Below are 19,078 nucleotides of genomic sequence, written 5' to 3' on the forward strand. Positions count from 1 at the left end.
GCCGCGCCCGCGATCTTGACCTCGGCGTCGTTCCAGCCGTCGCCCACCATGACGACGCGACCCGACAGGTTCAGGCCGTGAATGGCGGTCGGCTTGCCGTTGGCGTGAGACAGAGGGTTGGCGTCGTCCACGCCGACCACGCGGTCGTCGGCGTCGTAGATCAGGTCGTTGCACAGCACGCGATCGGGCGAGACGCCCAGCTCTTCGGCGACGGGCGCGATCACCTCACGGAAGCCGCCGGAGAGGATGACGACCTTGCCCTTGTTCTGCTGGAAGAAGTTCAGGTTGCGCCGTACCGACGCAGTCAGGCGATCCGACGCGCTCTGGGCCAAGGCGACGACATGGGCGCGGGTCAGCGGCAGGAGCGCCAGACGGCGACGCAAAGCCTCGCCGAATTCGATCTCTCCGGCCATGGCCTGATCCGTTAGGGCGGCAATCTGGGCGCGGGTATCGGCTGCGCCCGGCGCGTCGGCCAGGGCGATATCAGCCAGGGCTTCCAGGGTCTCGAAATCGACCAGGGTCGAATCGAAGTCGAAGATCAGTGTCGGGCGCGCGCTCATGGGCGGCGTCTTAGCGGCCTTCGCGCCTGCGGCAAAGCCGAGCGATACTGCTCACTGTGGGCAGATGCGCTAAAAGTTTGCCGCCCGCCAGGATTTTCACCGGGCGGGCGGCACGAAAATGTCAGAAGCGCGCGATGCGGCGCACGTGGCTGTCGGGACGACGGCTTTCGAGCACGGCTGCGCCGACAGCTGCGGCGATGGTCGCCACCGCCAGCAGCGCGCCGCCTTCGCGGGCGTGATCACGCGCATATTGACCGGCGTCGTCAGCATAGCGGCGCGCCGTCTTGCCATGCTTCTTCAACGCCTTCTTGCCGTCTTTGCGGGCCGAACGGAACCAGTCGTCGGCGCGGTCGCGCACGTCATAGGCGGCGTCGGCAGCACGGTGGCGGGCGTCGCGCGAAAAGGAGCCGGCGCGTTCACCGACATCCTCGGCCCGATGGCGGAAGGCGTCGACGGCGTCGTGAAAACGGTCTCGCAGTTCGGATGTATCGACCCACCCGCGCGGGTCGATGCGCGACTTGATGCGCTGGTAACGGGTGGGACCGCTGCGTTGCGTCAGATAGACGACGGCGACGGCGCCGAGGGCGACCGCTAGGAGGCTGCCGGCGGTGATGCCGGGGTGTTTGCGAATCTCTTCGATCGGATCGATGTCGCGGATCATCGGCGGAACCTCTTCAGTTATTGGCGTCGTGAACGGAGCGACGGCTCCGCTTGAGCCAAAAGAGCGATCCGCGCCGAAATCGGTTCCGTCGCCCTCCCAGACCCAGCGGATTAGCCCCCTTATCAAGTCGCTTGCGGGCGCCTACATAGCCGCGATCCCCAAATGACGCCCCAAAGGACCTCGCCGTGACCGATCACGCGCCAAACATTCCCGTTTCCGACGATCTGGCCGCCGCCTTCCAGATCGAAGGCTGGCCCGTGCGCGGTCGCCTGGTTCGCCTGGGCGCGACCATCGACAAGATCCTGGCCGCCCACGCCTATCCCGAGCCGGTCGCCGCACTGTTGGGCGAGGCCTGCGCGCTGGCGGCCCTGATCGGCTCCAGCCTGAAGTTCGAGGGTCGGCTTTTGGTCCAGGCGCAGGGCGACGGCCCCGTCCGCTATGTCGTCGCCGATTACGGCACCGACGGATCGCTGCGCGGCTATTGCCGCTATGACGAGGCTGAGGTCGCCGAGGCGTCGCAGGGGTTCGCCCGCCCCGGCGCCCGCTCGCTGCTGGGCCAGGGCGTCTTCATCATGACGCTGGATCGCGGCCCGGACTTCGAGCGCACCCAAGGCATCACGCCGATCGAGGGCGAAAGCCTGTCGCTGGCGGCCGAACACTATTTCCAGCAGTCAGAACAGGTGCCGACCAAGGTGCGTCTGGCCGTCGGCCAGGTTCAGACCGAGGCCGGATCGCAATGGCGCGCCGGCGGCGCGATGATCCAGATCATCGCCGGCGACGAGGCCCGCGGCTCGACCGAAGAAGTCTGGGACCGCACGCGAGCCCTGTTCGGCACGCTGGGCGATGACGAGCTGGTCGATCCGACGATCTCGCCCGAGACGCTGCTGTTCCGCCTGTTCCACGAGGACGGCGTGCGGCTGGAGGGCGCGCGAGAACTGACGGCCGTCTGCCGTTGCTCACGCGAACGGATCACCTCGGTCCTGGCCTCGTTCGATCCGGCCGAGCGCGCCGAGATGCTGGAAGACGACGGCAAGATCCGCGTCACCTGCGAATACTGCGCCACGGTCTATGCGCTGGACCCCGAAGAAGTGGTCGCAGAGCAAATCTGAACGAGAAAGGGCGGCTCCGGGGAGCCGCCCTTTTTTGATATCAGCCTTCCAAATCCAGCGAATAGCCCGCCGAGCGGACCGTGCGGATGGGATTGGCGCTTTCGTCGGCGATGGCCAAGGCCTTGCGCAGGCGACCGACGTGGACGTCGACGGTGCGGGCCTCGACATAGACGTCCGAGCCCCAGACCGCGTCCAGCAGCTGCTCGCGGCTGAACACCCGTCCGGGGTGCTGCATGAAGTGGTCCAGCAAGCGGAACTCGGTCGGGCCCAGATGGACCTCCTTGCCGTTGCGCTTCACCCGGTGCGAGACGCGATCCACGACGATGTCGCCGTGGTTCAAACGGTCGTCGGCCAGACCGGGACGGATGCGGCGCAGGACGGCGCGGATGCGCGCGATCAGCTCGACCATCGAAAAGGGCTTGGTCAGATAGTCGTCCGCGCCGGTGTCCAGGCCGCGAACCCGGTCGCTCTCCTCGCCGCGCGCCGTCAGCATGATGATCGGCAGGTTGCGGGTCTCGGCCTTGCCGCGAATACGACGGCAGACCTCGATGCCCGACAGCTTGGGCAGCATCCAGTCCAGCAGAACCAGATCGGGCAGACGCTCGTCGATCTGGAGCATGCCCTCCTCGCCGTCGGCGGCGACGGCGACGTCGTAGCCTTCCTTTTCGAGATTGTACTGAAGAAGGGTCGCCAGCGCGTCCTCGTCTTCCATCACAAGGATATAGGGCTGCACGTCGGGTCTCCGGTCTCGGGTCAGTGCGTCGAAAGGTTCGGCGTCGGATCGGAATCCTCAGCCGTGGGCTGGGCGCGCGGGCGTTCGCCCACGATGTCCTCGCCCGTGATCTCGTAGTGAACGGTCTCGGCGATGTTGGTCGCGTGATCGCCGATCCGCTCCAGGTTCTTGGCCATGAAGAGCAGATGGGTGCAGGCCCCGATCGTGCGCGGATCGCCCATCATGTAGGTCAGCAGTTCGCGGAACAGGGCGTTGTAGTGCTCGTCGACCTCGTCGTCGGTCTGCCAGACTGCGACGGCCCGATCGAGTTCCGAGGCCGTATAGGCGTCCAGCACATCGCGCAGGCGGGTCGAGACCAGCCGTCCCATCCGCTCGATCGAACGGGTCAGGGGCTGCATCGGCTGGGCTTCGGCCAAGATCAGCGCGCGCTTGGCGATGTTCTTGGCGAGGTCGCCGGTGCGCTCCAGATCGGTGGCGATCTTCATGGCGCCCAGGGTGCGGCGTAGGTCGCTGGCGACCGGCTGGCGCAGGGCGATCAGGCGGATCGCCTTCTTCTCGATATCGCGGTGCAGGGCGTCCAGCTTCAGATCGCGTTCCACCACGGCGCGGGCCAGGGCAATGTCGCGCCGGGCGACGGAATCGATGGCGTCCGCGACCTGGGCCTCGGCAAGGCCGCCCATGCGGGCGATCTCGGCCGTGATCTGGTTCAGTTCGTCGCCATAGGCTTTGACGGTGTGCTGGTTCATCGGATTAGCCGAAGCGTCCCGTGATGTAGTCGAGGGTGCGCCGTTCGCGCGGATTCTGGAAGATGTCTTCCGTGTCCCCGGTCTCGACCAGACGGCCCATGTGGAAGAAGGCGGTGCGTTGCGACACGCGCGCGGCCTGGGCCATCGAGTGGGTGACGATGACGATGCAGAACCGCTCGCGCAGTTCGTCGATCAGCTCCTCGATCCGCGCCGTGGCGATGGGATCCAGCGCCGAACAGGGCTCGTCCATCAGGATGACCTCGGGGTTCACGGCGATGGCGCGAGCGATGACCAGACGCTGCTGCTGGCCGCCTGACAGGCCCATGGCCGACGATTGCAGGCGGTCGGCGACCTCGTCCCACAGACCGGCGCGCTTCAGCGCCTTCTCGACGACCTCGTCCATCTCGGCCTTGGACGACACCAGGCCGTGGATCTTGGGCCCGTACGCGACGTTTTCGTAGATCGATTTCGGGAAGGGGTTCGGACGCTGGAACACCATGCCGACGCGGGCGCGCAGAAGCACCGGGTCGATGGAGCGGTCGTTGATGTCCTCGCCATCCATGGCGATGCGGCCCGTGACCTTGGCCCCGGCGATGGTGTCGTTCATGCGGTTCATGGTCCGCAGGAAGGTGGACTTGCCGCAGCCCGACGGGCCGATCAGGGCCGTGACGGTCTTGTCCGGAATATCCAGCGAGACGTCGTAGAGCGCCTGTTTGCCCTCATAGAAGACCGAGACGTCGCGCGCGGCGATCTTGATCGGACCGACGGGCGGGCTGTCGACCACGGCGGGGCCGGACCGGGGCGTGGCGTCCTCGACGCGCGGTTCGGCGGCCGCGGCCTTGGACGAAGCGATTTCGGGCAGGACTTGGCCGCCCATGCGCGGCGCTTCGGTCGGATCGACCGAGCCGGCGCCGGTCTGGTCCTCGGCGGAGCGGAAAATACGGAATTTCATTCTCTTACCACCGACGCTCGAAGCGCCGCCTCAGGATAATGGCCGCCGCGTTCATGATAATCATGAAGACCAGCAGGACGATGATCGCCGCAGCGGTGCGTTCGTGGAAGGCCCGCTCCGAGGCGTTCTCCCAGATGTAGATCAGCGAGGGCAACGCGCCGACCGGCTGGTCGATGGCGTGCGGCACGCCCGGCACGAAGCTGACCATGCCGATCAGCAGCAGCGGCGCGGTCTCGCCCAGGGCGTGGGCCATCGAGATGATGGCGCCGGTCATGACGCCGGGCATGGCCAGCGGCAGGACATGGCTGAACACCGTCTGGGTCTTGGATGCGCCCATGGCCAGGGCGGCCTCTCGGATTGACGGGGGCACGGCCTTCAGCGCCGAGCGGGTGGCGATGACCAGGGTCGGCAGGGCCATAAGCGCCAGGACCAGACCGCCGACGATGGGACTGGCGCGCGGCAGATGCATCCAGTTGATGAACAGGGCCAGACCCAAGAGGCCGTAGACGATCGACGGCACGGCCGCGAGGTTGTTGATGTTGACCTCGATGATGTCGGTCAGCTTGTTCTTGGGCGCGAACTCTTCCAGCCAGATGGCCGCGCCAACGCCCAGCGGAATGGCGATCAGGGCCGTGACCATCAGCATCAGGGCCGAACCGACCACGGCGCCCAGGACGCCCGCCAGCTCGGGCTGGGTCGAATCGCCGTTGGTGAACAGGGCGGTGTTGAAGTGCGAGCCGATCACGCCTTCGGTCTGCATCCGGTCCAGCCAGGCGATCTGCTGGTCGGTCAGGCGGCGTTGATCTTCGGGCGTCTCCCTGGAGATTTCGCCCTTCAGATACAGATCGGCGTCATCGGACAGCGGCACGGCCAGGGGTACGGTCTCGCCGATGACTTCGCTGCGCTTGGCGACGAGATCGGCGGCGACGAACTTCAGCTCCGACGAGAACAGCCGCTTCATCTGCGCGGCCTTCGTGCCGGCCGCGTCGTCCTGAATGCCCATGCGGGCCAGTTGCTGCTCGGCGGCCAGTTGCTCGAAGTTGGAGCCCTGCGGATAGGCGCGGTCCACGCGCGCCGGGTCCATGAAGACCGGCACGGTGACGGTGTGGGTGTAGAAGGCGGTGTGGCCCTGTTCGACGATGCGGACCAGCAGCACGGCCAGGAACAGCATGGCGGCGGCGATGGCCAGGCGGCCATACCACTTGAAGCGCGTTTCCTTGGCGTGGCGACGCTTCAGACCTGCACGCAGGCGGTCGAGACGACCCTTGGCGGCCGCGCCGTCGATCTGATCGGGGGTCGCGTCAGTCATATTGTTCCCGATAGGTCTGCACGATCCGGTGGGCGATGATGTTCAGCAGCAGGGTGACCAGGAACAGCGTCAGGCCCAGGCCGAAGGCGGACAGGGTCTTGGCGCTGTTGAACTCCTGGTCGCCGGTCAGCAGGGTCACGATCTGCACGGTGACGGTGGTGACGGTGTCCAGCGGATTGAAGGTCAGATTGGCGGCCAGGCCCGCGGCCATGGTCACGATCATGGTCTCGCCGATGGCGCGCGACACCGCCAGCAGCAGGGCGCCGGCGATGCCCGGCAACGCGGCGGGCAGAAGAACCCGCTTCACCGTCTCGGACTTGGTCGCACCCATGGCGAACGAGCCGTCACGCAGCGACTGGGGCACGGCGTTCAGAATGTCGTCGGACAGGGACGACACGAACGGGATCAGCATGATGCCCATCACCGCGCCCGCCGTTAGGGCCATCTGGTTCTGAACCAGAGCCAGGTATTGGCCGAGCCCGTCCAGCGGTCCGCCGATCAGGAAGAGGCCGATCTCGTTGAAGAAGACCCTTAGCAACGGCCCGACGGTCAGGGCGGCGAAGAAGCCGTAGACGACGGTCGGGACGCCGGCGAGAATCTCCAGCAGCGGCTTGATCACCGCGCGGGTGGTGCGGCTGGCGTATTCCGACAGATAGATGGCCGACAGCAGGCCGATGGGCGCGGCGACGCACATGGCGATGACCATGATCAGCAGAGTGCCGGCGAACAGCGGCACGGCTCCGAAGGCGCCCGACGATCCGACCTGATCGGCGCGGATGGCGATTTGCGGGCTCCATTGGGTGCCGAACAGGAAGTCGAGAACCGGCACCTTCTGAAAGAAGCGGAAGCTGTCGAAGGCCAGGGAGGCGATGATGCCCAGGGTCGTCAGGACGGCGATGGCCGAGCAGACGAACAGGGCGCCGTAGATCCAGCCCTCGACCCGGTTGCGGGCGCGCGTCTGAGGCTTGATCTGCGTCAGGGCGAACAGTCCGCCCAGGATGGCGGCCAGGATGGCGGCGACGCCGCCGCCCCACGACAGGGTGCGTTCGATGCGAACCATGCGGCGCGCCTCGACCGGCAGCTCTTCGGCCAGCGGACGCTCCCAGATCTGCATGGCAGGCTCGCCACGACCCACGCGGTGGGCGTCGGCGAAGAAGGCGTCGCGACGGAACGGCTCCAAGGCCGCGACCGCATCAGGCGTGCCGGCGGCCGTCAGCTGACGCTGCAGCGGGGCGGCGAAGACCGAGGCCAGGATCAAGACCAGCAGAGCCGGCGCGGCGACCCAGATCAGCGCATAGGCGCCGTGCTGGCCGGGGCGGGAATGGGGCTTTGCGCCGATCGCACGACGACGCGCCAACGCTCGCCCGCCCAGGAAGGCGGCCGCACTCAAGGCGACGAGGATCAGCAGATAAATCCAGAACATTCAGAAGTCCGAAGCGCCGTGCGCGAATCGACGACGGTCCTGAACATCGGGACCAACGCGGCGCGACTACTGCCTGCGAATGGTCAGCGGATTACGACGGGTCGATGACAGTTGGGTGACAGCGACCGTCCGTCGCGCTTCAGCGTCGCTCGACCGGCTGAGGGAACCAGGCGGTGAAGGCCGCGCCCATGCCTGGCGCGCTTTCGACCACCAGACCGCCTTGGTGACGGTTGATGATGTGTTTGACGATGGCCAGTCCAAGCCCCGTCCCCTGCCGCTCGCCGCTCTTTTGACCCTCGACCCGATAGAAGCGCTCGGTCAGGCGGGGCAGATGTTCGCGCGCCATGCCGGGTCCATGATCGCGCACCGTGACGGCGGCATAGGAGACGCCCGCCGTGCGGTCCGGCGTGACCAGCGGCAGTCGTGTGGCGCCGGGCATGCGCGAGGCCCAGGCCTCGTCGAACGACAGGTCCGAACGGACCGAGATTTCGACCGTGCCGTTGCGTGACGAATATTTGACGGCGTTGTCGAGAAGGTTCTGCACCACCTGCAATATCTCGTCGCGATCGCCGCTGATCGACGCCCTCGCCTCGCCCTGATCCAAGGCGATGGAAATCTCCTTTTCGCGCGTCAGAACGCTGATGGCGTCAACCACGTCAGAGGCGGCGCGGTCCAGATCGACGCGGCCAGAGGGCGGAATATGCTCGTTCAGCTCGATCCGGCTGAGTGACAGCAGATCCGCGACCAGCCGCCCCATACGGTCCGCCTGGGCCGACATGATGTCCAGGAAGCGGTCGCGCGCGACGACGTCCTCACGCGCGTGGCCCTTCAGCGTCTCGATGAAACCGCTGAGCGAGGCCAGGGGCGTACGCAGTTCGTGGCTGGCGTTGGCCAGGAAGTCCACGCGCATCATCTCGATACGGCGCGAGTCCGTTTCGTCGCGCAGGATCAGCAGGGCCAGCTCCGGCCCGGCCTTGCCTGACGCTTCGAGTGAGAGCGGCCGGGTCCAGGCGCGCCAGCGTCGGTCGCGCTGACCGCCCGTCGCATAATCCGTGGTGCGGGCCGTCCCGCCGAACAGGGCCTCGTCCACCGCCTCCAGCACGCCCGGTTCGCGGATCACCTGGACCAGCAAGGCGCCCTGACGCTGGATGCGCAGAAGCTCGCGCGCCGCCGCATTCGCCATGACAATGCGACGCCCGGCGATGTCGTCCGGTTCGCCGCCGCTGACCACCAGCACCGGATCGTCCAGCGCCTCGAACACACGGTCGAGAAGATCGCCCGTCATCATGTCGATAGCGGGCTCAGTCGCAGCGCCTTGACTGGCCGCCGGCTCGGCCCTGCTCGCCTCGCTCAGGTTCAACAGCCAGGCCGAGGCCGCCACGATCACCGCCCCGCCGAGCAGCCAGTTGGCTAGTTCGGGATGCAGGATCGCCAGCACGAGCAAGGTCACGATGGCGATGCCGATGCTGGCGCCGACCGTCCACAGCCGCGAGGTGGAGACCGGCGCGACGGGCGATGGCGAGACTTCGTAAGGCATGGGTCCGGGTGACCTCGAACTGAAGAACGATTCCGATCCTTGCACGGATTCTGTGACGGCGTGCCGACAGCCTGCGGCGCCCATAAGCTTCGCCGCACGGTTTCTTTAGAATTGTCGTCTATCGTACGCTCAAGGGGAGGCCTCGTGGACCGCATAATCCATTGTATTGCGCACGATCACGACTGGCGGATCACGCTGTTCGCTGCGCTGATCTGCATGGCCGGTCTGGGCGTCTCCACCCACGTCATGCAGCGGATGGGCCGGCGCGATCCCGGTCGACGCCGCCGTTCGGTCCTGCTGGCCGTCATGATCGGCGCCCTGTCCATCTGGGCGACCCATTTCGTGGCCATGCAAGGGTTCGTGGCCGGCGTGCCGGTGCGTTACAATCCGTTCCTGACAGTCGCCTCTCTTGGGATCGCGCTGGCCATGATCGGCCTGACGATCGGCTCGACGTTGATGGGCAAGGGCCGGATGTGGCGCGTGCTTGCTGCGGTGATCGCGGTCGCCGGCGTCGGCGCCATGCATTATCTGGGCATGGCCGCCATAAGAGCGCCGGCGCACATCAGCTGGGATCCCGGTCTTGTCGCCCTGTCCATCGTCGCAGCCCTGGCGATCGGCGGAACGACGGCCTTCTTCTATCGTCGAGGCGGGCTGCTGCGCCTGCTGGCGACGACGACGGGACTTTCCGCGACAGTTATCGTTCTTCATTTCATCGGCATGTCCGCCATCATGGTGACGCCGGACCCGACCGTCGCCGCCGACCAAGGGCTGTCCAGCGAGGCGATGCGACTGCTGCTGGCCGCCATTCTGCTGATGATCTGCACGGCCGCCGCCGTCCTAGGCATGATGGCCTATATTTCGCGCGCCACCGCGTTGCGCCGTATTCGCGAGGCGGTGGACGCCATGCCCGATGGCCTGGGCTTCTATGATTCCAAGGATCGGCTGGTGCTTTGGAACGCGCGCTATGCCGAGGTGAACCCCGAGCTCGAGCCGCATCTGGTCGTCGGCCTGACCTTCCGCGAAGCTCTTCGCATCGGCATCGACGAGGGCCGTTATCAGGAGGCGGCGGGCCGCGAAGAAGAATGGCTGAACGAGCGCATGCAGGCGCGTCGTCAGCTGTCATCAAACAGCGAGCAACAGGTCGCCGGCGGGCGTTGGCTGCGTATCCAGGATCGCCGTACGTCCGAGGGCGGGACGGTCACGGTCTGCAACGACATCACCGATCTGAAGCGCGACGCCGAGGCCCTTTCCGAAGCGCGTGACGCGGCCGAGGCCGCCAACGTGGCCAAGAGCCAGTTTCTGGCCAATATGAGCCATGAGATCCGCACGCCGTTGAACGGCGTGATCGGCCTGTCCCAAGCCCTGGCCAAGACCGATCTGACGGCTGAGCAGCGTGAGATGCTGGATCTGATGCAGGCGTCGGGAAAGACGCTGCAGACCCTGCTCAGCGACATCCTGGATCTGGCGCGCGTCGAATCGGGCAAGCTGGAGCTGACCGAAGACCCCTTCGAACTGGCGACGGTCGTGCGCGAAGCGGCTCAGCTCTATGCCGAGAACGCGCGTGAGAAGCATCTCGACTTCCACGTCGATATCGATCTGGAGGACGACGTCTGGATCCTGGGCGATGCGGTGCGCCTGAAGCAGATTCTGACCAATCTGATTTCCAACGCGGTCAAATTCACCAGCAAGGGATTCGTCGGTCTGATCGTGCAGCGTGGGGCGGATCGCGAGGGCTCGCCCGTGCTGCGTTTCACCGTCGAGGACAGCGGCATCGGCTTCGACGCCGCGACGCGGGCGCGCCTGTTCAGCCGGTTTGAACAGGCCGACGGCGGCATCACGCGCAAGTTCGGCGGTTCGGGACTGGGCCTGTCCATCTGTCGTCAGCTGGCCGAGATGATGGGCGGCGACCTGGGCTGCGAAAGCGAACCCGGCGGCGGCGCGGCCTTCATCCTGACGTTGCCGCTGAGACAGACTGAGGCCCCGTCGCGCAAGGAGCCTGCGCCGACCCAACCCGCTGTCGCGGAGCAGGCGCGGACGATCCGCGTGCTGGTCGCCGACGACCATCCGACCAACCGCCGCGTGATCGAACTGATTCTGGCGCAGACGCCGACGCAGATCGTGATCGCCGAGAACGGCGCCCAGGCGGTGGAAAGCTTCCGGGCCGATACCTTCGACCTGGTGCTGATGGACATGCAGATGCCCGTCATGGACGGGCTGACCGCGACCCAAGAGATTCGCCTGCACGAGGCGACGATGGGTCTGGATCGCACGCCGATCGTCATGCTGACCGCCAACGCCATGCCGGAGCACGTCGCCGCCGGACGCGCAGCCGGGGCCGACCACCACCTGGCCAAGCCATTCAACGCCGCCGAACTGCTGGACATCGTCACCGCGCCAGCCGCCTTGGTGAACGATCGCACGCAGGCGGCCTGAAGCGGAACCTTTGACGGTTGCGCCTTGGACCTGATGCGTGTAATAGCCCGCGCTCTTGAATTCGAGGGTTCATCACCCCCGCCGCGAGAGCCCCGGGTTGGCGCGGCGTTTCCGTTGTTGTTGAGGCGAGCCACATGGCCGAGATCATTCTGAACGTGGACGTCCGCGATGGCGTCGGCACCGGCGGCGCTCGCGCTGCGCGTCGCGCCGGTTTCGTGCCGGGCGTCCTTTACGGCGGCGAGCAAGCCCCCGTCGCCATTTCGGTGAACGAGAAGGACTTCCGCAAGTCGCTCTACACCGGCAAGCTGCTGGGCCACCTGGTGACCCTGAAGTACGGCGACGAAACCCAGCCGGTCATCGCCAAGGACGTGCAGTTCGACCCCGTTTCGGACCGCCCCCTGCACTTCGACCTGATGCGCGTCGACGAGAAGGCTCCGGTCAAGATCGAAGTGCCGGTGCACTTCCTGAACGCCGATGAAGCGCCCTACTCGCGCCAGGGCGGCTCGCTGGAGATCGTCCGTCACGCTGTCGAGATCCTGGTCCGCGCCGACCAGATCCCGGAAGAACTGGTTGTCGATCTGGCCAAGGCCGAAATCGGCGACACCATCCGCATCTCGGACATCAAGCTGCCCAAGGGCGCGGAAGCCACCATCACCGACCGCGACTTCGTGATCGCCACGGTCAAGATCTCGTCGGCCGCCCTGTCGGAAGCCGCTGACGAAGCCGCCGAAGCCGAAGCCGCTCCGGCTGAGAAGACCGAAGACTGATCCTTCGTCGCTTCGACAAGATCAGGCCCCGCCCGGTTCGCCGTGCGGGGCTTTTCTTTGCCTGACGCAAACGGCAAGAGGACGCCATGATCATCATCGCGGGGCTCGGCAATCCGGGCGGGAAATACGAAAAGAACCGGCACAACATCGGCTTCATGGCCGCCGACGAGATCGCGCGCCGGTGGCGGTTCGGGCCTGAGCGCGCCAAGTTCCAGTCGATCGTCAGCGAGGGTCTGGTCGACGGGACCAAGATCCTGCTGATGAAGCCCCAGACCTATATGAACGAAAGCGGTCGGGCGGTCGGCGAGGCGGCGCGGTTCTACAAGATCAAGCCGAGTGAAATCATCGTTTTCCACGACGAGATCGACCTTGCCCCAGGGCGGTTCCGCATGAAGACCGGCGGCGGCGCGGCCGGCCAGAACGGCATCCGCTCCCTGATCAGTCATCTTGGCGCCGACTTCCGACGTGCACGCATGGGCATCGGCCATCCGGGCGAAAAGGAACTGGTCATGCCCCACGTCCTGGGGGACTTTCACAAGGCCGAACAGCCCTGGCTGGACGCCATGCTTCAGGCCTGCGCCGACGCCCTGCCCTTCGCGATCGCCGGCGACGACGAACGCTATCAGGGCGAGGTCATGCGCCTGGCCCCCGCGCCGAAGTTCAGCCCCCGCCAGGCCGCGCGCGGCGAGCTTTAGGACAAACCGCCGCCTATCGCGCCGTCGCAAAACGCCGTAGAGGCCAGACGTGACCCGCGCTCAGGCCGACAATTGGTCGATCTCGCAATCGCTCGCCTTCCTGGCGGCGGTGTTTGCGCTCGTGCTCGGAACCCTGCTGCCGTTCGCGGCCTTGGCGGCGGTTCAGCCGGGCCATCCGCTGGTCATCTGTTCGGCGGAAGGCCCCCAGACCATCCAGTCCGGCGGCATGGACGGCCCGGTCAACAAGCACGTCGGGGCCAAATGCGCGGCCTGCGTCATGCCGTTGGCAGCCGCCCTGCCCTGCCCGCCTGCGCCCGAGCCGGCGCCGGTGGTCCGCAACGTCGAGCGCGTCGTCTATGTCGCCGCCAGCGTCAGCCCGCCGCCGCCCGCTCGCGCGCCGCCGCGTCCGCCGTCCACCGCCCCACCCCAAGCCTGAACCAGACCCCAAGCTCGCGCCGGCCCCAGCGCCCGCGCGCCGTCTCGTTCTGATTTCAGGTTCAATCCCATGTCCTTCAAGACCACCGCAGCGCCCTGCGCGCTGCTGCTCGCCGCCTTATCCAACGCCGGTTGGACAAGCCCCGCCTTGGCCCAGCAAACTCCCGAACCGGCTTTGCTGGACAGCGTCATCGTCACCGGCCGCCGCAACGCCGAGGATCCGCCCGTCGTCGCAGACGCGCGACAGCGGCTGTCGCGCACGCCGGGCGCCGTTGCTGTAATTTCAGCCGAATCCTATGCCGACCGGTATGCGACCAACCTCGCCGACGTTCTGCGCGATGCGCCCGGCGTCTATGCCCAAAAGAAGTGGGGCGGCGATATTCGCCTGTCGATTCGTGGATCGGGCATAGGCAATGCGGTTCACAATCGCGGCGTTCTGCTGGCTCAGGATGGCGTGCCGTTCAACGAGGCCGACGGGTTCGGTGACTTCCAGCTGATCGACCCGCTGATCGCCCGCTACACCGAGGTCTACAAGGGCGGGAATGCGCTGCGGTTCGGCGGAGCCCTGCTGGGCGGGGCGGTCAATCTGGTTACGCCGACGGGGCGCACGGCCTCGTCCAACCTGAACCTGCGCCTGGACGGCGGCTCTTACGGAACCGTGCGCGGCCATGCCGAGGTCGCGGGCGTTCGCGGCGATTGGGACGGTTTCGCCGCCGTCACGGGCCAGAGCGTCGATGGGTGGCGTCAACAGAGCGAAGGCAAGGCGCTGAACCTGTCGGGCAACATCGGGCGCAGCTTTGGGCAGGATCGCGAAGTTCGCCTGTTGGCCTCGTGGGGCGACATCCATCAGGAGATCCCGGGCAGCGTCAGTCTGTCCGACGCCCTGACAAATCCCGAGGCGGCCAATCCCGCCAACATCGGCCTCAACTATCAGCGCAATATGCGCTCGCTTCGCACCACTTTGCAGACCCGCTGGAGGCTGGACGATTCAACGGTGTTCGAGGGCGCCCTCTATGGAACCTGGAAAGACCTGGACCATCCCATCTTCCAGGTCATCGACCAGCAGAGCCGCAACTACGGCGCCTTCGGCCGTTTCGATTGGCAGGGCCGGATCGGCGGCCTGCGCGCCGACGCCTTCTATGGCGCCTGGTATCGACAGGGTGATCTGGACGCCAAACAGTGGGTCAATGTCGGCGGACAGCAGAACGGTTTACGCGCCCGCAGCTTCCAGAACGGCAAGGGGCTGGATGTCTTCGGCGAGGGGCGGCTGTTCGTGACCGATCGCCTGGCGCTGGTCGCGGGAGGAACCTGGGGGCGCGCCGAGCGCGACTATCAGAGCTATGTCGTTCCCGGCGTCGTCGGCACGATCGACCTGACCACCGACAAGACCTTCGACTGGTTCGCGCCTCGCGCCGGCCTGTTGTGGGAGAGCGAGGACGGCGCCCAGGTCTTCGCCAACGTGACCCGCTCGATCGAGCCGCCCAACTTCTCGGCCTTGTCGCCGACTGCCGGCGGCTATCAGCCCCTCGTGCCGCAAGAGGCCGTGACCTGGGAAGTCGGCACGCGGGGTCGGCGGGGACCGCTGACCTGGGACGTGACCGCCTATCGCGCCGATCTGAAACACGAACTGCTGAACTTTGCTGTAAACGCCGCCCTGGGCATACCGGCCGCGACCTTCAATGCGGGACCGACCATCCACCAGGGGATCGAAGCAGGGCTGGATTGGCGGATTACGCCGGAATGGCGGCTGCGCCAGACCTACGCCTTCTCCGACTTCTATTTCGACGGGGACAAGGTCTATGGCGACGGCCATCTGCCAGTCGTGCCGCCGCATCTGTACCGCGCGGAGATTCGCTACGACGATCCGGCCGGCTGGTTCATCGCGCCTAGCGTGGAATGGTCGATCAAGGATGCCTGGGTCGATTATGCCAACACTCTGAAGTCGCCGTCCTACGCCGTCGCGAACCTGAACATGGGCTGGACCGTCAATCGCCGACTGACGGTGTTCGCCGATGTCCGCAACCTGTTCGACGAAGCCTATGTGTCGAACTTCGGCGCGGTCACGGACGCCCGCGTGGCCACCGTGTCCAAGGCCGTCTTCTTCCCCGGCGACGGCCGTTCGGCCTATGTCGGCGTCAGGATGAGCTACTGATGGCGCGCAATCTCGACAAGACGACGCTGGACGACCTGTCCGGCGCCTATCGGGCGGTCTGGCGCTGGCACTTCTATGCCGGCGTCTTCGTCATGCCGGTGCTGATGCTGCTGGCCCTGACGGGGGGGCTCTATCTGTTCAAGGACGAGATCGACGGCTTTCTGTATCGCGACATGATCCGCGTGCCGGCCGTTCAAGCTCAGGCGGCACCGGAAACCTGGGTGGCTTCGGCCGCCCAGGCCGCAGGGGGCGGGCGGGTCGCCAATCTGGTCATGCCTGCCCGCGACGATCAGGCGATCCGGCTGCGGGTCGATCGACCCGATGGGGTGCAGAAGACGGTCTTCGTCGATCCGCACACCGGGCGGGCCACCGGCGTCATTCCGGCCGGCGGGTTCATGGAGCTGGTCAAGAAGACGCACAGCCTGACCCTGCTGGGGCGGCCGTTCAACATCCTGGTCGAGATCGTCGCCGGCTGGACAATCATCCTGTTCGCCACGGGGCTCTATCTGTGGTGGCCGCGCGGGCGGGGGGTCGCGACCCTTGCACCGCAGACGACCGACACCCGCCGCCGGCCGTTCTGGCGCGACCTGCATGCGCTGACGGGGTTCTATGTCGGCGGGGTCGTGCTGTTTCTGGCCGTGACCGGCATGCCGTGGTCGGCGGTCTGGGGCGACAAGGTCATGGGAGCGGTCAAGGAGACGGGGCTCGGGCGGCCGCCCGCCCCCATCGCCGGCGCCTGGCAGAGGGCGCAGCACCACGATGCGCCGGTCGGGGCCGGCTGGACCATGGAGGGCATGGTGATGACCCAAGACCATGCCGGCCATGGCGGCCTGGCGAAGGTTCTGCGGGTCGCGGATCAGGCCAGCCTGGCGCGCCCCTATACGGTGAACATCCCCAAGGCCAACGGCACCGCCTATACGCTGACGACCCAGGCGACACGGGTTCAGGACAGCCGGTCGCTCTACGTCGATGCGGCCTCCGGGCGGCTGCTGGGCGACATCGGCTATGACCAGTTCGGCGCCGGCGCCAAGGCCATCGAGTTCGGCATCTATACGCACCAGGGCACGCAGTTCGGACAGGCAAACCGTATCGTCATGCTGATGGGCTGCATCGGCGTGTGGCTGCTGGCGATCAGCGGCCTGGTCATGTGGTGGAAGCGCCGCCCGCCCAAACTGTCGCGCCGACGCCTGGGCGCGCCGCCTGCGCCGCCGGGACCGCGCGCGCGCGCCGCTGTGCTCGGCATCGTCCTGCCCCTCGCCATCCTCTATCCCCTGACGGGACTGAGCCTGATCGCGGCCGTATTGCTCGACCGAGCCCTACGTCCGATGATCCGGCGCCGTTCCGCCGCCTCGTGAAAGACCTGACGCCATGAAGATCAAACTCGCCCTTGCCGCCGCCGCCCTGTCGCTGGCGGCCTGCAATCCGTCCGAGCCGGCCAAGGCGCCGACGGCTAAGACGCCGACGGCGACCGCCACCGTGACCGCGACCGACGCCTGGTGCCGCCCGTCGCCGAACGGGGCCAAGGCCGGCGGCTGCTATGTCACCCTGACCGCCGCGACCGACGACAGGCTGACGGGGGGATCGACCCCGCGCGCCGCATCGCTTCAGGTCCACGAGATGAAGACCGAGAACGGCATGATGAAGATGGCCGAGCTGACGGCGGGCCTGCCCCTGCCCGCCGGTCAGGCCGTGGCCTTGGCGCCGGGAGGCAACCACCTGATGCTCATCGGCCTGACCGCGCCTCTGGTCGCCGGCGAGACCGTGCCGCTGACTTTCCAGTTCGCGTCGGCGCCGGCGATCACGGTTCAGGCGCAGGTTCGCCAACCGGCCATGGACGGCATGGATCACGGCGCCCACTGACCTCAGTTGAAGCGCGAGCCTGACAAACGGCTCTGAACCCGCTAAAGGCTCGCGCCTCACGAGGAATACCATGGCTCTTAAAGTCGCGATCGTCGGCCTGCCCAACGTCGGCAAGTCCACCCTGTTCAACGCCCTGACCAAGACGGCGGCGGCCCAGGCGGCCAACTATCCGTTCTGCACCATCGAGCCGAACACCGGCGATGTGGCGGTGCCCGAGGCGCGTCTGAACGCCCTGGCCGAGATCGCCGGTTCGAAAGAGATCATCCCGGCCCGCATCACCTTCGTCGACGTCGCCGGTCTGGTGCGCGGCGCGTCCAAGGGCGAAGGCCTGGGCAACCAGTTCCTGGCCAACATCCGCGACTGCGACGCCGTGGCCTTCGTCGCCCGCTGCTTCGTCGATGACGACATCACCCACGTCGAGGACCGCATCGATCCGATCGCCGATCTGGAGATCATCGAGACCGAGCTTATGCTGGCCGACATGGAAAGCCTGGAGCGTCGCCGGCCGCAGCTCGAGAAGCGCGCCAAGGGCGGCGACAAGGAATCCGTCCTGACGCTGAAGCTGGTCGATCTGGCCTTGGCCCAGCTGAACGCCGGCAAGCCCGCGCGCACCGCCGAGGTGTCCAAGGAGGACATCAAGGCCTGGCACATGCTGCAACTGCTGACGGCGCTTCCCGCCCTCTATGTCTCGAACGTCGAGGAAAGCTCGGCCGACAAGGGCAACGACCTGTCCGACAAGGTCGCAGCCCGCGCCGCCCAGGACAACGCCAACTCGGTCGTCATCTCGGCCCAGATCGAGTCCGAGATCGCCGTGCTGGACGACGAGGAACAGAAGGAGTTCCTGGAGACCCTGGGTCTTGAAGAGCCCGGCCTGAATCGTCTGATTCGCGAGGCCTATAAGCTGCTGGGCCTTCAAACCTATTTCACGGTAGGGCCAAAGGAAGCCCGCGCCTGGACCATCAATGTCGGCGACACCGCGCCCCAGGCGGCCGGCGTGATCCACACCGACTTCGAGAAGGGCTTCATCCGCGCCGAAACCATCGCTTTCGACGACTTTGTCGCTCTGCGCGGAGAAGCCAAGGCCCGCGAGGCCGGCAAGCTGCGCGCCGAAGGCAAGTCCTATGTCGTCAAGGACGGCGACGTGATGAACTTCCTGTTCAACTAGGTGGCGCGGCGGACGGGGTTTCGGCCCCGTCCTTCTTCATCATCTTTTCCAGCGGATTGGCGGGATCGGGCGCGCGCGGCGAACCGGGGCAGCGCGCCAGTTTCACCGTCTTCATGTCCTGATCGACATAGGTCAGGTTCATCACGTCGCCGCTCGTGCTCATATGCACCCGCTCGGTCTGGGCCCGCCCCGCGCATCGCAGAACCGCGACATAGCCGGAACCCGTCTCGTCGATGCTGGCGATATCGCAGTTGCGGCCATAGGCGTCGAAGCGCAGCGGCGTCAGGATGATCGGGCTGCGTTCGCCCTGGGGCCGGGCGCACCATTGCGGGTTCGCCGCCCAAACGCCCACGAAACTGCGCGGCCCCCGCCCGACCAGAGACGACGGGCCCGGCGGTTCGACCGGCTGCATGGCCTCGGGCGTGCGCAGGGGCGCCGCCGGTTCGTTCGGCGGATTGACCTCGTGATCGCCGCAGGCGGCCAGAAGGGCGATCGCACCCGCCATCGGGATCAAGGCAGTTTTCATCCCGCCACAACGCCA

The 19,078-nt window shown here is 66.7% G+C and carries 17 protein-coding genes and 1 pseudogene; 9 read left to right on the forward strand and 9 right to left on the reverse strand.

Annotated elements, in window-relative coordinates; translation table 11 throughout:
- Positions 1-32: 32 nt before the first annotated feature.
- Both Q9R14_RS16385 and Q9R14_RS07930 read right to left on the reverse strand, forming a co-directional pair.
- A pseudogene (locus Q9R14_RS16385) lies at positions 33-560 on the reverse strand (HAD family hydrolase); the annotation flags it as partial.
- Positions 561-681: 121 nt separating this feature from the next.
- A complete protein-coding gene (locus Q9R14_RS07930) occupies positions 682-1,221 on the reverse strand; it encodes a hypothetical protein (RefSeq protein ID WP_306004060.1) in 540 nt (179 codons plus the stop codon).
- A 185-nt stretch (positions 1,222-1,406) separates the two neighbouring features.
- Between Q9R14_RS07930 and Q9R14_RS07935 the strand changes: the two genes are divergently transcribed.
- Positions 1,407-2,330, forward strand: a complete 924-nt coding sequence (locus tag Q9R14_RS07935) for an Hsp33 family molecular chaperone (protein ID WP_161638832.1) — start codon at positions 1,407-1,409, stop codon at positions 2,328-2,330.
- A 40-nt stretch (positions 2,331-2,370) separates the two neighbouring features.
- On the opposite strand, the gene phoB is transcribed toward Q9R14_RS07935, so the two are convergent.
- From phoB to Q9R14_RS07965, 6 genes are all read right to left on the reverse strand, one after another.
- Positions 2,371-3,063, reverse strand: a complete 693-nt coding sequence (gene phoB, locus Q9R14_RS07940; RefSeq protein WP_017505977.1) for a phosphate regulon transcriptional regulator PhoB — start codon at positions 3,061-3,063, stop codon at positions 2,371-2,373.
- Positions 3,064-3,083: 20 nt separating this feature from the next.
- A complete protein-coding gene (gene phoU / locus Q9R14_RS07945; RefSeq protein ID WP_017505976.1) occupies positions 3,084-3,809 on the reverse strand; it encodes a phosphate signaling complex protein PhoU in 726 nt (241 codons plus the stop codon).
- A gap of 4 nt (positions 3,810-3,813) precedes the next feature.
- A complete protein-coding gene (gene pstB, locus Q9R14_RS07950; RefSeq protein ID WP_306004061.1) occupies positions 3,814-4,761 on the reverse strand; it encodes a phosphate ABC transporter ATP-binding protein PstB in 948 nt (315 codons plus the stop codon).
- A gap of 4 nt (positions 4,762-4,765) precedes the next feature.
- Positions 4,766-6,070 (reverse strand): phosphate ABC transporter permease PstA, encoded by a 1,305-nt coding sequence (gene pstA, locus Q9R14_RS07955; protein WP_066623249.1) that lies wholly within the window; start codon positions 6,068-6,070, stop codon positions 4,766-4,768.
- Positions 6,063-7,493 (reverse strand): phosphate ABC transporter permease subunit PstC, encoded by a 1,431-nt coding sequence (gene pstC / locus Q9R14_RS07960; protein ID WP_306004062.1) that lies wholly within the window; start codon positions 7,491-7,493, stop codon positions 6,063-6,065. Before pstC ends, pstA begins: the two co-directional genes overlap by 8 nt.
- 139 nt (positions 7,494-7,632) lie before the next feature.
- The gene (locus Q9R14_RS07965; protein WP_306004063.1) at positions 7,633-9,030 is read right to left on the reverse strand and encodes a cell wall metabolism sensor histidine kinase WalK; all 1,398 of its coding nucleotides are present in this window, start codon (positions 9,028-9,030) and stop codon (positions 7,633-7,635) included.
- Positions 9,031-9,174: 144 nt separating this feature from the next.
- Between Q9R14_RS07965 and Q9R14_RS07970 the strand changes: the two genes are divergently transcribed.
- From Q9R14_RS07970 to ychF, 8 genes are all read left to right on the forward strand, one after another.
- On the forward strand, positions 9,175-11,463 hold the full coding sequence (locus Q9R14_RS07970; protein WP_306004064.1) for an ATP-binding protein: 2,289 nt from the start codon (positions 9,175-9,177) through the stop codon (positions 11,461-11,463).
- A 134-nt stretch (positions 11,464-11,597) separates the two neighbouring features.
- Positions 11,598-12,230 (forward strand): 50S ribosomal protein L25/general stress protein Ctc, encoded by a 633-nt coding sequence (locus Q9R14_RS07975; protein ID WP_055755012.1) that lies wholly within the window; start codon positions 11,598-11,600, stop codon positions 12,228-12,230.
- An 86-nt stretch (positions 12,231-12,316) separates the two neighbouring features.
- Positions 12,317-12,925, forward strand: coding sequence for an aminoacyl-tRNA hydrolase (pth, locus tag Q9R14_RS07980; RefSeq protein ID WP_306004065.1), 609 nt, complete (start codon positions 12,317-12,319; stop codon positions 12,923-12,925).
- 49 nt (positions 12,926-12,974) lie between these two features.
- Positions 12,975-13,361: a hypothetical protein gene (locus Q9R14_RS07985; RefSeq protein ID WP_306004066.1), complete on the forward strand. Its 387-nt coding sequence runs from the start codon at positions 12,975-12,977 to the stop codon at positions 13,359-13,361.
- 69 nt (positions 13,362-13,430) lie between these two features.
- Positions 13,431-15,512, forward strand: a complete 2,082-nt coding sequence (locus Q9R14_RS07990) for a TonB-dependent receptor domain-containing protein (protein WP_306004067.1) — start codon at positions 13,431-13,433, stop codon at positions 15,510-15,512.
- Complete coding sequence (locus tag Q9R14_RS07995; protein ID WP_306004068.1) at positions 15,512-16,867, forward strand: PepSY domain-containing protein; 1,356 nt, start codon at positions 15,512-15,514, stop codon at positions 16,865-16,867. Before Q9R14_RS07990 ends, Q9R14_RS07995 begins: the two co-directional genes overlap by 1 nt.
- A 13-nt stretch (positions 16,868-16,880) precedes the next feature.
- Positions 16,881-17,372: a copper chaperone PCu(A)C gene (locus Q9R14_RS08000; RefSeq protein WP_306004069.1), complete on the forward strand. Its 492-nt coding sequence runs from the start codon at positions 16,881-16,883 to the stop codon at positions 17,370-17,372.
- Between the two features lie 70 nt (positions 17,373-17,442).
- On the forward strand, positions 17,443-18,537 hold the full coding sequence (gene ychF / locus Q9R14_RS08005) for a redox-regulated ATPase YchF (protein ID WP_306004070.1): 1,095 nt from the start codon (positions 17,443-17,445) through the stop codon (positions 18,535-18,537).
- Here the strand turns inward: ychF and Q9R14_RS08010 are convergent.
- On the reverse strand, positions 18,530-19,063 hold the full coding sequence (locus Q9R14_RS08010; protein ID WP_306004071.1) for a hypothetical protein: 534 nt from the start codon (positions 19,061-19,063) through the stop codon (positions 18,530-18,532). The two genes, ychF and Q9R14_RS08010, sit on opposite strands and share 8 nt — an antisense overlap.
- Positions 19,064-19,078 lie beyond the last annotated feature (15 nt).

The sequence above is a fragment of the Brevundimonas sp. C43 genome (assembly GCF_030732185.1).
GTDB lineage: Bacteria > Pseudomonadota > Alphaproteobacteria > Caulobacterales > Caulobacteraceae > Brevundimonas > Brevundimonas diminuta_C.

What these genes read in the sequence shown, in the direction of transcription:
- pstB (WP_306004061.1), bottom strand. Translation starts at nt 4,761, where the DNA reads ATGAAATTCCGTATTTTCCGCTCCGCCGAGGACCAGACCGGCGCCGGC.
- Q9R14_RS08000 (WP_306004069.1), top strand. Translation starts at nt 16,881, where the DNA reads ATGAAGATCAAACTCGCCCTTGCCGCCGCCGCCCTGTCGCTGGCGGCC.
- Q9R14_RS07975 (WP_055755012.1), top strand. Translation starts at nt 11,598, where the DNA reads ATGGCCGAGATCATTCTGAACGTGGACGTCCGCGATGGCGTCGGCACC.
- pstC (WP_306004062.1), bottom strand. Translation starts at nt 7,493, where the DNA reads ATGTTCTGGATTTATCTGCTGATCCTCGTCGCCTTGAGTGCGGCCGCC.
- Q9R14_RS07930 (WP_306004060.1), bottom strand. Translation starts at nt 1,221, where the DNA reads ATGATCCGCGACATCGATCCGATCGAAGAGATTCGCAAACACCCCGGC.
- ychF (WP_306004070.1), top strand. Translation starts at nt 17,443, where the DNA reads ATGGCTCTTAAAGTCGCGATCGTCGGCCTGCCCAACGTCGGCAAGTCC.
- Q9R14_RS08010 (WP_306004071.1), bottom strand. Translation starts at nt 19,063, where the DNA reads ATGAAAACTGCCTTGATCCCGATGGCGGGTGCGATCGCCCTTCTGGCC.
- phoU (WP_017505976.1), bottom strand. Translation starts at nt 3,809, where the DNA reads ATGAACCAGCACACCGTCAAAGCCTATGGCGACGAACTGAACCAGATC.
- Q9R14_RS07995 (WP_306004068.1), top strand. Translation starts at nt 15,512, where the DNA reads ATGGCGCGCAATCTCGACAAGACGACGCTGGACGACCTGTCCGGCGCC.
- pth (WP_306004065.1), top strand. Translation starts at nt 12,317, where the DNA reads ATGATCATCATCGCGGGGCTCGGCAATCCGGGCGGGAAATACGAAAAG.
- Q9R14_RS07990 (WP_306004067.1), top strand. Translation starts at nt 13,431, where the DNA reads ATGTCCTTCAAGACCACCGCAGCGCCCTGCGCGCTGCTGCTCGCCGCC.
- pstA (WP_066623249.1), bottom strand. Translation starts at nt 6,070, where the DNA reads ATGACTGACGCGACCCCCGATCAGATCGACGGCGCGGCCGCCAAGGGT.
- Q9R14_RS07965 (WP_306004063.1), bottom strand. Translation starts at nt 9,030, where the DNA reads ATGCCTTACGAAGTCTCGCCATCGCCCGTCGCGCCGGTCTCCACCTCG.